The following is a 13,120-nucleotide window of genomic DNA, read 5'->3' as shown; positions in this document are numbered from 1 at the left end:
GCGTCAGGCCCCACCCCGCGTCCGGCAGCCACCCGGCGTCAGGACACCACGTCCTTGCGGGCGAAGCCCCGGAAGGCCAGCGCGAGCAGCACCACCGCGTAGGAGAGCGACAGCGACACCCCCTGCACCATGCCGCCCCACTCCAGCTGCGGCTGCAGGGCGTCCGCCCACGCGTACTGCCAGTGCGCGGGCAGCCACTCCCGCAGGTCGCCGAGCGCGGTCACGGCGTCCAGCACCCCGGTGACGATCGAGGCGAACACCGCCCCGCCGACCGCGCCGAGCGGCGCGTCGGTGGCGGTGGACAGCCAGAACGCCAGCGCGGCGATCACGATCTCGCTCAGGAACACGAAGGCCACCGCGACCGCCAGCCGCGGCAGCGCCTCCCCCGCCGACAGGCTCGCCCCGGCCGGGAGCCTCAGGTCCCCCCAGCCGTACGCGGCCGTGCCGACCAGCAGCCCGATCGCCGGCAGCAGCACCACGGCCGCCGCCGAGAACGCCAGCCCCACCGCGAACTTGCGGGCCAGCAGCCGGGCCCGCGGCACCGGTGCGGCCAGCAGGTAGCGCAGCGAGGACCAGCTGGCCTCCGAGGCCACGGTGTCCCCGCAGAACAGCGCGACCGGGATCACCAACAGGAAGCCGGTGCCCATGAAGAGCATGGTGGTCGCGAAGTTGGGCCCGGAGGCGGTGGCCAGCTCGATGAAGGTGGTCCGGTCGGCCCGGCTCGGGGTGCCGCCGATCTGGAACGCCGCCAGGATCACGAACGGCATCGCCGCCAGCACCCCGCCGATCACCATGGTGCGCCGGCGCCGCAGCTGGCGCATGGCCTCGATCCGCAGCGGGAGCGTGCGGCCCGCCCGGTACCCGGGCGCGTGGTCCGGCGAAACGGCCGTCGTCATGCGGCACCTCCGATCAGCGACAGGAATGCGTCCTCCAGCCGGCGGTGCGGACCGGCCCGCTCCACCGGCACCCCCAGCCGGACCAGTTCGGCCAGCAGCTCGCTGGCCGCCATGCCGTCCAGCCGGACGAGCAGCCCGCCCTCGACCGCGTCCACCGAGCCGACGCCCGCCAGCTCGCCCGCCTTGTCGGCGGCCACCGCCAGCTCCTGCGGGCCGTACGAGGCGGGTGTGCCGATCAGCAGCAGCTCGCCGCCGCCCACGATCTCGGCGACCGCGCCGGTGGTGACCAGCCGGCCGTGGTCCATCACCACCAGGTCGGTACAGCTCTGCTCCACCTCCGACAGCAGGTGGCTGGAGACGATCACGGTCCGTCCGGCGGCCGCGTAGCGGATCATCACCTCGCGCATCTCGCGGATCTGCGGCGGGTCCAGCCCGTTGGTCGGCTCGTCCAGGATCAGCAGGTCCGGCAGGCCGAGCATGGCCTGGGCGATCGCCAGCCGCTGGCGCATGCCCTGCGAGTAGGTCCGCACCGCCCGGTCCAGCGCCTCGCCGAGGTCGGCGATGGCCAGTGCCTCGTCGAGGTGCGCGTCCTCGGTCGGGCGGCCGGTGGCCTGCCAGTAGAGCCGCAGGTTGGCGCGGCCGCTGAGGTGCGGCAGGAAGCCCGCGCCCTCGACGAAGGCGCCGACCCGGGAGAGCACCGGCGCGCCGGGGCGCACCGCGTGCCCGAAGATCCTGATCTCGCCCTCGTCGGGCCTGATCAGGCCCATCAGCATCCGCAGCGTGGTGGTCTTGCCCGCGCCGTTCGGGCCGAGCAGACCGAGCACCTGGCCCTGCTCCACCCGGAAGCCCAGCTCCCGGACGGCGTACCGGTCGGCGGCACCCTTGTAGCGCTTGCTGAGGCCGGTGATCTGCAGCGGGACGCCGGCCAGCGCCGGGTCGAACGCGGGCCCGCGCCGCCGGCCCCGCCGCCGCATCCGGGGCACCAGCAGCGCCGCCGCAACCGCGACGGCCACCAGCGGCAGCAGCCAGGTCCGGGCGGGCAGCGGCGCGGCCTCGGTGACCAGCGCGTCCACGGTCGGCACGGTGAGCGCCCCGGCCACGGCGGCCTTGTACGCGGCCGGCTCGGCGGGCGAGGCGTACGCCAGGTCGGTGCTGGCCAGGACGAGGCGCAGCCGGTGCCCGGCGGCGAAGGTGTGGTCGACGGCGGGCAGGGCGACGGTGACGGTGCGTCCGCCGGGCGCGTCGGCGCCGGTCACCCGCAGCGGGGCGACCAGCTGCTGCGGCAGCGTCTGCCCGCCGTCCGGCCCGACGTCGTAGAGCTTGGCGAACAGCACCGCGTCCGGCCGGTCGGCCTGGACCTTCACCGCGACCGTCGGCTGCCCGGTCAGGTGCAGCGGGGCGTCCAGCGCCGCGGAGTCGAAGGTGGCGTGCTGTCCGGGGAAGTCCAGCGAGATCCCGGCCCCCAGCGCGGCGGCCTGGCTGAGCGCGCCGATGCCGGGGAGCGTGGAGATGTTCGGCGGGGCGCCGCCGGGCGGATTGGCGAAGGTCTGCTCGGGGCCGTTCAGCGGGACGGTGCGCGAGCCGGTGCCGCCGAGGCCGGGGTAGGCGTCGGCGGTGGCGCCGCGCAGCACGGCCTGGAAGCCGGTGGAGTCGACGCCGCCGGTGCGGGTGACCCGGAAGGCCGGACCGGTGTCGCCGCCCGCGCCCGGGGCGGCGGGGTTCTTCAGGTAGCGGTCGAACCAGGCGCCGACCCGGTCGTCCACCCGCTCGCTGGTGTCGGTGCCGCCGTCGTGTCCGCCCGCGAACCAGTCGACGGCCACCGGTGCGCCGTTGGCGGCGACGGCCCGGGCGATCGCGTCGCCCTGGTCGAGCGGGAACAGCGAGTCCTGCTGGCCCTGGACGACCAGGGTGGGCGCCTTGAGCCGGTCGGCCACCGAGCTCGGGCTGGAGCGGTCCAGCAGGGCGACGGCCTCCGCGTCGGCGTGCCCGTTGGTGGCGACCCGGTCGTACATCCGGCACAGCGTGTCCAGGAACCGCCCGCAGCCGACCGGGCCGTCCGGGGCCGGCTCCGGCCGGGTGCCGCCGCGCGGCGCGCCGCCCGAGGGGCCGAGGTCGCCGGCAGCACCGGTGGTGAAGAAGATGCCGGCCCAGAGCTTCTTGAACACCCCGTCCGCGGCGCCCGAGCCCTGCACCCCTTGCGGGAACAGCGCGTCGGCCAGGTTCCACCAGGTGATCTGGGAGGCGACCGCGTCGATCCGCTGGTCGTAGGCGGAGCCGAGCAGCGCCACCGCGCCGCCGTACGAGGCGCCGGTGATTCCCACCCGGGGGTCGCCGGCGGCGTCCAGGCGCACCTCGGGCCGCTGGGCGAGCCAGTCGACCAGGTGCCGGACGTCCTCCACCTCCCGGTCGGGCGCGTTGAGGCCGATCCGGCCGCCGGAGCGCCCGAAGCCGCGGGCCGACCAGGTCAGGACGGCGTAGCCCTGCCGGGCGAGCTGCTCGGCCCGCTCCCGCTCGCCCTCCTTGGACCCGCCGAACCCGTGGGCCAGCAGGATCGCCGGGCGCGGGCCCTCGCCGGCGGTGAAGAAGGAGGTGTCCAGCTGGACCTGTTGGTCGCTGCCGGGGGTCTCCGGCATGGCGAGGAAACGATCCTCCTGGCGGACCGCCTGCTCCCCGCCGGCCGCCACGGCCACCGCCGTACCCACCCCGGCCACCAGCACCAGGGCCGCGGCACCGGCCAGCAGCCTCCGTCCGGCCGTCGTCCCACGGCCGCGCCACCGGCGCCACGCCCCACCGAACTCCATGGTCGGTGATCGTATCCGCCGGGCCGGTAGGCGTCCGATAAAGGCCGCCGGAACACCCCCGAGCCACCCCGGCACCCGCCCCCGTCGACGGAGGAGTGCCAGGACAGCCCTAGGCCCTGTCCGGTCGATCTTGGCGGATCAGCGCGCGGCTCCCCCAGCCTTCGGCCGGGAGGTACCCCCAATCCGCGCCCGGCTGGGCGTGCGCCCGGATCGTCCTCGTACTGGACGTACTCGGGCGATTCGGGCGCGCGGTCAGGTGGGGGCACCTCCCGGCCGGAGGCTGGGGGAGGATGCCCGGCGTCGTGCGCCCGGCAAGATCGGCCGGACAGGGCCTAGCTAGAGGACCCGGGTCATCGTCCGGTGCGGGATCCCCGCGTCGTCGTAGACCGGCCCCTCGGCGGCGTAGCCGAGCCGCTCGTAGAAGCCCAGCGCCTGGACCTGGGCGTGCAGCTCGACCTCACGCGCTCCCCGCGCGCGTCCGGCCGCCTCCACCGCCCGCACCAGCTCGGCGCCCAGCCCGGTGCCGCGCGCCGCCTTCACCACCGCGAGCCGGCCGAGCAGCACCCGGCCCTCGATCCCGCCGGTGAGCTTGAGCGCCTGCTCCCCGTGGATCAGCCGGGCGGTGCCGAGCGGCTCGCCCTGCGGGCCGACCGCGAGCAGGTGCTCGGAGGTGGCGTCGAGGTCGTCCCACTCCTCGTCCTCGGGGATCTCCTGCTCGACGATGAACACCGCGCGCCGCACGCCGTGCACCAGCGCCAGGTCGTCCTCGCCCCCGGCCACCCGGATCCGCGCCGCGAAGGCACTCATGGCCGTACCCCTCAGCTCTCGGAGGAGATGATGTCCAGCGCCTTGCGCAGGTCCGCCGGGTACTCGCTGGAGAACTGCACCCACTCGCCGTCGGCCGGGTGCTCGAAGGCCAGCGAGACGGCGTGCAGCCACTGTCGGCTCAGCCCGAGCCGCTTGGCGAGCGTCGGGTCGGCGCCGTAGGTGAGGTCGCCGACGCAGGGGTGGCGCAGCGCGGACATGTGCACCCGGATCTGGTGGGTGCGGCCGGTCTCCAGCTTGATGTCCAGCAGCGAGGCGGCCCGGTAGGCCTCGATCAGGTCGTAGTGGGTGACGGAGGCCTTGCCGTCCTTGGTGACCGCCCACTTCCAGTCGGAGCTGGGGTGGCGGCCGATCGGCGCGTCCACGGTGCCGCTCATCGGGTCCGGGTGGCCCTGGACGAGGGTGTGGTACTTCTTCTCGGTCACCCGGTCGTGGAACTGCCGCTTGAGGTCGGTGTAGGCGCGCTCGGACTTGGCGACCACCATCAGACCGGAGGTGCCGACGTCCAGGCGGTGCACGACACCCTGGCGCTCGGCGGCGCCCGAGGTGGAGATCCGGTAGCCGGCCGCGGCCAGGCCGCCGATCACGGTCGGGCCGGTCCAGCCGGGGCTGGGGTGGGCGGCGACGCCGACCGGCTTGTCGACGAGCACGATGTCCTCGTCGTCATGGACGATGCGCATGCCCTCGACGTGCTCGGCGACGATCTGCACGGGCGCGGCGGGGGCGGGGATCTCGACCTCCAGCCAGGAGCCGGCCGTCACCCGGTCCGACTTGCCGGCCACGGCGCCGTCGAGCGTCACCTTGCCGTCGGCGGCCAGCTCGGCGGCCTTGGTCCGGGAGAAGCCGAACATCCGGGCGAGGGCGGCGTCGAGGCGCTCGCCCTCAAGGCCGTCGGGAACGGGGAGGCTGCGGATCTGCGCTGCGGTACTCACCCGTACGAGTATGCCGGACTGCGGGGCCCGCCCCCGACGCCCGGCGGCGGCCGCCCCTCGGACCGCCCCTACTCGCCCTTGGCCGGCTGGTGGACGGTCCCGTCCGGGTTGCTGCCCCGGAAGGAGAGCAGCACCACGAGGATGCCGCCGCAGACGATCGCCGAGTCGGCCAGGTTGAAGACGGCGAAGTGCTGGACGGAGATGAAGTCCACCACGTGGCCCCGGAAGACGCCCGGGGCGCGGAACAGCCGGTCGGTGAGGTTGCCGAGCGCCCCGCCGAGCAGCAGGCCGAGCGCGATCGCCCAGGGCAGGCTGTACAGCTTGCGGGCGATCCGCCAGATCACCACGATGACGGCCGACGCGATCATCGTGAACACCACGGTCAGCGCCTGGCCCATGCCGAAGGCCGCACCGGAGTTGCGGATCACCTGGAAGGTCATCACATCGCCGATGACCTTGATCGGCGCGTGGTTCTCCAGCCGGGCCACCACCAGCAGCTTGCTGCCGAGGTCGATCAGGTAGGCGAGCAGGGCGACGACCAGCAGCACACCGATCCGGCGGCGGCCCTTCGGCGCCGCCGCCTCCCCGGTCGCGGCGACCGCCTCATCGGGCTCGGCCACGGCCTCCTCCACAACGTCGGCGGGGGTCGGGACGGACTCGTCCCGCGTCTGAGGGGAACCTTGCGTACTGATGATCCGCTCCGCTGCCGATGGGGGTCCCCCCGGTCGAAGGGTGGGGGAGGGTGGGCCGACGATCGTCGATCGCGACGAGTCGGGCGACGTTACGGGGTCGAGCGTACGGCAAGCCCGACCCCCCGCGTCGCCCCGGTCAGCGGCGTTCCTGCTTGGCCTTGCACTGGACGCAGAGCGTCGCCCGGGGGAAGGCCTGCATCCGCGCCTTGCCGATGGCCTGGCCGCAGGATTCGCAGGTGCCGAAGCCGACGCCCTCCAGCCGGGCCAGCGCGCGCTCGGTCTGGGCGAGGCTGTCCCGGGCGTTGTTGGCCAGCGCCAGCTCGCTCTCCCGCGAGATGTTCTTCGTACCGGCGTCCACCTGGTCGTCGCCGGCTCCGTCGTTGGAGTCGCGCATCAGCCCGGAGATGGCCGCCTCGGAGGCGTCGATCTCGTTCTGCAGCCGGTCCAGCTCGCTGATCAGCTCGGCGTGCAGCTCGTGCACCTCCTCGGAGGTCCACGGGTCCTCGCCCGGGCGGACCGGCAGCTCGGCCGGGTCCACCGACTCGGCGCCGCCGCGGGCCCCGGTCACGACCGGTGTCCGGACCCGGCTCGCGGCCACCCGGGCGCTGTCGGTGCTGGTCTTGTGCCGTGCGGTAGTGGTCACGGTCCCCTCCCCTGGATCGCCTGCCACGGCCTTGCGTGCCCGCTTGGTGGCGGTGCCCGCGCCGGTTGCCTTCTCAGCCATGGCTTCGACCCCATCTACGAACGAATCGAGCCGCCGGTTCCCGGCGGCTTCCAGTGCCGGAACGATAATCCCCATCAAAACCGGTCACAACCTGACATACCGACGCCTCACAATGATCCCACCCAGGCAGCCGTCACAGCCGCCCCGCCCCGCGCGCTGACCTGAGTTGTGCCCAGAACACCCCCGGCTAACCGCACCCTGCGCGCCGGGCAAACCGACTTGCCGCGGCCGATACACTGGGCCTGCAAGGCGCAGATGGGACGAGTACCGACGCACGCAGCCAGCAGAGACCCGGGGACGGTGTGAGCCCGGGGGCGTGCGCGGCGGGAAGATCACCCCGGAGCCGCCGGAAGAACGGCCACCGGCCTACTAGACCCGGCAGCAAGCCCAAACAAGAGGGCCGCGAGCAGTACTGCGGCCAAGGAGGGTGGTACCGCGGGGCGGCATGCCGTCTCGTCCCTCCGTCGGATCCCGTCCACATCCGCCGGAGGTATGACAACCGCGATGACCACTTACAACTCCGTCCCCGCCCAGGTCGATCTGCCTGTGCTGGAGCACCAGATCCTCTCCTTCTGGCAGGACAACAAGGTCTTCCAGCGCAGCCTGGAGCAGTCCGAGGGCCGCCCCGAGTGGGTCTTCTACGAGGGCCCGCCGACCGCCAACGGCATGCCCGGCGCCCACCACATCGAGGCCCGCGTCTTCAAGGACGTCTTCCCGCGCTACCGGACCATGAAGGGCTACCACGTCGCCCGCAAGGCCGGCTGGGACTGCCACGGCCTCCCGGTCGAGCTGGCCGTCGAGAAGGAGCTCGGCTTCTCCGGCAAGCAGGACATCGAGGCGTACGGCATCGCCGAGTTCAACGCCAAGTGCCGCGAGTCGGTGACCCGCCACACCGACGCCTTCACCGAGCTGACCACCCGCATGGGGTACTGGGTCGACCTCGACGAGGCGTACCGCACCATGGACCCGTCCTACGTGCAGTCCGTCTGGTGGTCGCTCAAGCAGATCTTCGACAAGGGCCTGCTGGTCCAGGACCACCGGGTCGCCCCCTGGTGCCCGCGCTGCGGCACCGGCCTGTCCGACCACGAGCTGGCCCAGGGCTACGAGACCGTCGTCGACCCCTCGGTCTTCGTCCGCTTCCCGCTGACCGGCGGCCCGCTGGCCGGCGAGGCCGCGCTGCTGGTCTGGACGACCACCCCCTGGACCCTGGTCTCCAACACCGCCGCCGCCGTCCACCCCGAGGTCACCTACGTGGTGGCCACCGACGGCAACGAGCGGCTGGTCGTCGCCGAGCCGCTGCTGGCCAAGGCCCTCGGCGAGGGCTGGGAGGCCACCGGCCAGTCCTTCACCGGCGCCGAGATGGAGCGCTGGGCCTACCGGCGCCCGTTCGACCTGGTCGAGATCGAGAACGCGCACTACGTCCTCAACGCCGACTACGTCACCACCGAGGACGGCACCGGCATCGTCCACCAGTCCCCCGCCTTCGGCGCGGACGACCTCGCGACCTGCCGCCGCTACGGCCTGCCCGTGGTCAACCCGGTGCTCGCCGACGGCACCTTCGACCCGGCCGTCCCGCTGGTCGGCGGCCAGTTCTTCAAGAAGGCCGACGAGGCGCTGGTCAAGGACCTCCAGGAGCGCGGCCTGCTCTTCCGCCACCTGCCGTACGAGCACAGCTACCCGCACTGCTGGCGCTGCCACACCGCGCTGCTCTACTACGCGCAGCCGTCCTGGTACATCCGGACCACCGCCGTCAAGGACGCGCTGATCCGCGAGAACGAGGCCACCAACTGGTACCCGGAGACGGTCAAGCACGGCCGCTTCGGCGACTGGCTGAACAACAACATCGACTGGGCGCTGAGCCGCAACCGCTACTGGGGCACCCCGCTGCCGATCTGGCGCTGCGAGGAGGGCCACCTGGCCTGCGTCGGCTCGCTGGCCGAGCTCTCCGAGCTCACCGGCACCGACCAGAGCGGCCTCGACCCGCACCGCCCGTTCATCGACGACGTCACCTTCGACTGCCGCGAGTGCTCCGGTACCGCCACCCGCGTGCCCGAGGTGATCGACGCCTGGTACGACTCGGGCTCGATGCCCTTCGCCCAGTACGGCTACCCGTACCAGAACAAGGAGCTGTTCGAGAAGCGCTACCCGGCGCAGTTCATCTCCGAGGCGATCGACCAGACCCGCGGCTGGTTCTACACGCTGATGGCCGTCGGCACCCTGGTGTTCGACAAGAACAGCTACGAGAACGTCGTCTGCCTGGGCCACATCCTGGCCGAGGACGGCCGCAAGATGTCCAAGCACCTGGGCAACATCCTGCAGCCGATCCCGCTGATGGACCAGCACGGCGCCGACGCCGTCCGCTGGTTCATGGCGGCCGGCGGCTCGCCCTGGTCGGCCCGCCGGGTCGGCCACGGCACCATCCAGGAGGTGGTCCGCAAGACCCTCCTCACCTACTGGAACACCGTCGCCTTCCAGGCCCTGTACGCCCGGACCTCCGGGTGGGCCCCCTCCGCGGCCGACCCGGCGCCGGCCGACCGCCCGCAGCTGGACCGCTGGGTGCTCTCGGAGCTCAACACCCTGGTCCGGGAGACCGACGCGGCACTGGAGGCCTACGACACCCAGCGGGCCGGCAAGCTGCTCTCCGCCTTCGTCGACGACCTCTCCAACTGGTACGTCCGCCGCGGCCGCCGCCGCTTCTGGCAGGGTGACGCGGCCGCGCTCGCCACCCTGCACGAGGCCCTGGAGACGGTCACCCGGCTGATGGCCCCGCTCACCCCGTTCATCACCGAGCGGGTCTGGCAGGACCTGGTCGTCCCGGTCACCCCGGACGCCCCGGCCTCGGTCCACCTGGCCACCTGGCCGCAGGCGGACGAGACCCTGATCGACACCGACCTCTCGCGCCACATGGCGCTGGTGCGCCGGCTGGTCGAGCTCGGCCGGGCCACCCGCGCCGAGTCCGGGGTGAAGACCCGCCAGCCGCTCTCCCGGGCGCTGATCGCCGCCCAGGGCTGGGAGGAGCTGCCCGCGGACCTGCGCGCGCAGATCGCCGAGGAGCTCAACGTCTCCGCCCTGGAGTCGCTGGCGGAGGTCGGCGGCTCGCTGGTCGACACCACCGCCAAGGCCAACTTCCGCGCGCTGGGCAAGCGCTTCGGCAAGGGCGTGCAGGACGTGGCCAAGGTGGTCGCCGCCGCCGACGCCGCCCGGCTCGCCGCCGAGCTGCGCTCGACCGGCACCACCGGCGTGGAGCTGAACGGCGAGCGGATCGAGCTGGGCCCGGACGAGCTCGTCATCACCGAGACCCCGCGCGAGGGCTGGGCGGTCGCCAACGAGTCCGGCGCCACCGTCGCGCTCGACCTGCACATCACCCCGGAGCTCAAGCGCCTGGGCGTCGCCCGCGACGCCATCCGCCAGATCCAGGAGGCCCGGAAGAACTCCGGCCTGGACGTCTCCGACCGGATCGTGCTGCGCTGGCGGGCCGCCAACGAGGAGACCGCCGAGGCGATCGCCGAGCACGGCCCGCTGGTCGCCGAGGAGGTGCTGGCCACCGACTTCGCGGCCGGCGCCGCCGACTGGGAGTCGGAGACCTTCTCCGACGAGGCCCTCGGCCTCGCCTTCCAGCTCCGCAAGGCCTGACCGGAAAGCCCCGAAGCCGCCGCCACCCCCGGATGGCGGCGGCTTCGCCGTACCCCCGGCCCGAGCGCCGGCCCGCCCCGGGAGGCACCCCCGACCCCACCGCCCCCGGCCCGACCGGACCCGGACACACCGACGAGGGCGCCCCCGCCATGACCCGGAAGGTCAGACGGGGGCGCCCTCGAAGTGCCCGGCTACAACCTCAGTTGTCGCCGTCCTCGTCGATCAGGAACCCGCGCATCGGCGCCGGCGCCTGCTGCATCGGCTGCGGCGGCTGCGGCCGGACGGCGGCCATCGGCTGGGTCATCCCGGCCGGGGCCATCTGCGGCGCACCGGAGTTGCCACCGGAGGACTGCCCGCCGAAGCTCGGCGCACCGTTGTTGCCGCCGAAGGAGCTCTGCCCGCCGAACGACGGCTGGTTGCCGCCGAAGGACGGCTGGTTGCCACCGAAGCTCGGGGCACCGCTGCTCATCGCGGACGCACCGGCCGGGGCCATCGACGACGCGGCCGGCGGCAGCGAGGCGGTGGCCGGGATGCGCGGCGGGGCGAGCGAGTCGTCCGCCTGCGACTCCAGCTGGCGCAGCTGGGTCTCCAGGTAGGACTTCAGGCGCGTCCGGTACTCACGCTCGAACGCCCGCAGGTCCTCGACCTTGCGCTCCAGCGTGGCCCGGGCGGACTCCAGGGAGCCCATCGCGACGCGGTGCTTCTCCTGCGCGTCCCGCTCCAGGGCGTCGGCCTTGGCACGGGCGTCCCGCTCCAGGCCCTCGGCCCGGCTGCGCGCCTCGCCGACGATCTTGTTGGCCTCGGAACGGGCCTCGGAGATCGCCTGGTCGGCGGTCTGCTGGGCGAGCGCCAGGACGCGGGCGGCGCTGTCGCCACCGGGGCCCTGCTGCTGCATCGGACCGCCCATCGGGCCGCCCATCTGCTGCTGCTGGCCGCCCATCGGGCCGCCCATCTGCTGCATCTGCTGCTGGCCCATACCCTGGCCCATGCCCTGGCCCATGGGGTTGCCCTGGCCGGGACCCTGCTGGCCCATCGGGCCGCCCATCGGCTGGAGCATCTGACCGCCCATCGGCTGGACCAGCTGCTGCTGGCCGCCCATGGTCTGGTTCATCTGCTGCTGCGGGCCGCCCATCGGGCCGCCCTGCCCGGACGGGAGCTGCGGCGCGCCGGACGGCAGGCCGAGCGGCTGGTTGCCCATCTGCTGCTGCTGCGGGCCGCCCATCTGCTGCGGACCGCCGGGGCCACCCATCTGCTGCGGGCCGGGGCCCTGCTGCCCGGGGACCGGCGGGCCGGATATGGCGGCCGGCACGGGGGCGCCGGGACGCGAGTCCTGTGGCGGCTCCTTGCGCATGTTGGCCTGGTTCTGCGCGGCGGCACGGGTCGCGGCGGCCAGCTTGGCGCGCAGGTCCTCGTTCTCGCGGAGAAGGCGGGTCAGCTCCGCCTCGACCTCGTCGAGGAAGGCATCGACCTCGTCCTCGTCATAGCCTTCGCGCAGGCGGACGGTCGTGAACTGCTTGTTCCGAACGTCCTCGGGGGTCAATGGCATCTCTTCACCTCAACGTGATCGTCGGCACACCGGCATCCTGTCGCATCGCTCACCTACGACTAGGGCCGCACAAGCGAGATCAGGACATACACAATGATCATCAGTACGAAGAAGGACAGGTCGAGCGCCACGCCCCCGAGACGCAACGGCGGGATGAACCGCCGAAGAAGCTTGAGCGGCGGATCCGTGACAGTGTACGTGGCCTCCAGGACCAGGACCATGGCCTTGCCGGGCCGCCACGAACGCGCGAACTGGAAGACCCAGTCCATCACCAGCCGCACAAGCAGGAACACCAGGAAGACGGTCAGCGCGTAGTAGAGCACCGCCCACACGATCCCCATCGCGCTTCCCTCTCCCCTGTACTCGGGCCATTCGGCCTGTCGCCTGTCGTTAACTCACTGTCGATCAGATCCACACGTAAAGTCGTGGCCGGGTCAGCTCTGGTTGAAGAACCCACCCTCGGCGATCCGAGCCTTGTCCTCCGCCGTGACATCGACGTTAGCAGGAGACAGCAGGAACACCTTCTGCGTCACGCGCTCGATACTGCCGTGCAGACCGAAGACGAGTCCAGCGGCGAAGTCTACGAGCCGCTTCGCATCGGTGTCGTCCATCTCGGTCAAATTCATGATCACAGGGGTGCCGCCACGGAACTGTTCCCCGATCGTACGGGCCTCGTTGTAGGTCCGAGGGTGCAGCGTGGTGATGCGGTAGGGCTCTCGTTCGTTCACTACCTTGGGCATGATCACCGGGGCGCTCTTCTCCAGGTTGTGGCGGCGTTCGGGTGTGATGGACGACACTGGGGCCATCCTCGGGGGCTCCTGCCGAATCGGTACCGCGGCCGGCACCGGCTGCGGCGTGATCGAGGAGACCGGGGCGGGCGCCGGCGACGCCGGGCGGGGGATGTCCTCCGTCCGCCCCGTGCGAATCGGCTCGGGGTCCGCGTCGTAGTCGTCGTCGGGGTCGTACCCCTGGCCGTCGTACGTCTCGTCCTCCACGAGGCCGAGGTAGACCGCCATCTTGCGCATTGCGCCGGCCATGCTCCTGTCTCCTCCGCTCATGCCCACCTCGCTG

Annotated in this window: 10 protein-coding genes; 1 reads left to right on the top strand and 9 read right to left on the bottom strand. The window is 72.8% G+C overall.

Annotated features, from left to right (window positions below):
- Positions 1-38: 38 nt before the first annotated feature.
- The 6 genes from ACIGZJ_RS02250 to ACIGZJ_RS02225 form a co-directional block, all read right to left on the bottom strand.
- The gene (locus ACIGZJ_RS02250) at positions 39-896 is read right to left on the bottom strand and encodes an ABC transporter permease (RefSeq protein WP_396455499.1); all 858 of its coding nucleotides are present in this window, start codon (positions 894-896) and stop codon (positions 39-41) included.
- Positions 893-3,697, bottom strand: coding sequence for an alpha/beta fold hydrolase (locus ACIGZJ_RS02245; RefSeq protein ID WP_396455498.1), 2,805 nt, complete (start codon positions 3,695-3,697; stop codon positions 893-895). Before ACIGZJ_RS02245 ends, ACIGZJ_RS02250 begins: the two co-directional genes overlap by 4 nt.
- 336 nt (positions 3,698-4,033) lie before the next feature.
- Positions 4,034-4,504 carry a GNAT family N-acetyltransferase gene (locus ACIGZJ_RS02240; protein ID WP_392927727.1) on the bottom strand — a complete coding sequence of 157 codons (471 nt, stop codon included), beginning with the start codon at positions 4,502-4,504 and terminating at the stop codon, positions 4,034-4,036.
- 11 nt (positions 4,505-4,515) lie between these two features.
- Positions 4,516-5,454, bottom strand: a complete 939-nt coding sequence (locus ACIGZJ_RS02235; protein WP_396455497.1) for an RluA family pseudouridine synthase — start codon at positions 5,452-5,454, stop codon at positions 4,516-4,518.
- 68 nt (positions 5,455-5,522) lie between these two features.
- Positions 5,523-6,074: a signal peptidase II gene (gene lspA, locus ACIGZJ_RS02230; protein ID WP_392927724.1), complete on the bottom strand. Its 552-nt coding sequence runs from the start codon at positions 6,072-6,074 to the stop codon at positions 5,523-5,525.
- Positions 6,075-6,282: 208 nt separating this feature from the next.
- Positions 6,283-6,789, bottom strand: coding sequence for a TraR/DksA family transcriptional regulator (locus tag ACIGZJ_RS02225; RefSeq protein WP_396455496.1), 507 nt, complete (start codon positions 6,787-6,789; stop codon positions 6,283-6,285).
- A gap of 585 nt (positions 6,790-7,374) precedes the next feature.
- Here ACIGZJ_RS02225 and ileS point away from each other — a divergent pair.
- A complete protein-coding gene (ileS, locus tag ACIGZJ_RS02220) occupies positions 7,375-10,503 on the top strand; it encodes an isoleucine--tRNA ligase (RefSeq protein WP_396455495.1) in 3,129 nt (1,042 codons plus the stop codon).
- A gap of 199 nt (positions 10,504-10,702) precedes the next feature.
- On the opposite strand, the gene ACIGZJ_RS02215 is transcribed toward ileS, so the two are convergent.
- The 3 genes from ACIGZJ_RS02215 to ACIGZJ_RS02205 all read right to left on the bottom strand — a co-directional run bounded on the left by ACIGZJ_RS02215 (position 10,703) and on the right by ACIGZJ_RS02205 (position 13,086).
- Positions 10,703-12,049 (bottom strand): DivIVA domain-containing protein, encoded by a 1,347-nt coding sequence (locus tag ACIGZJ_RS02215; RefSeq protein WP_396455494.1) that lies wholly within the window; start codon positions 12,047-12,049, stop codon positions 10,703-10,705.
- Between the two features lie 59 nt (positions 12,050-12,108).
- Positions 12,109-12,390: a YggT family protein gene (locus tag ACIGZJ_RS02210; RefSeq protein ID WP_148645520.1), complete on the bottom strand. Its 282-nt coding sequence runs from the start codon at positions 12,388-12,390 to the stop codon at positions 12,109-12,111.
- A 93-nt stretch (positions 12,391-12,483) separates the two neighbouring features.
- Positions 12,484-13,086, bottom strand: coding sequence for a cell division protein SepF (locus tag ACIGZJ_RS02205; protein ID WP_392927716.1), 603 nt, complete (start codon positions 13,084-13,086; stop codon positions 12,484-12,486).
- Positions 13,087-13,120 lie beyond the last annotated feature (34 nt).

It is taken from the genome of Kitasatospora sp. NPDC052868 (genome assembly GCF_044547105.1).
Lineage (GTDB): Bacteria > Actinomycetota > Actinomycetes > Streptomycetales > Streptomycetaceae > Kitasatospora.
The sequence above is the reverse complement of the archived record's forward strand: the minus strand, read 5'-3'. Positions and strand labels throughout refer to the sequence as shown.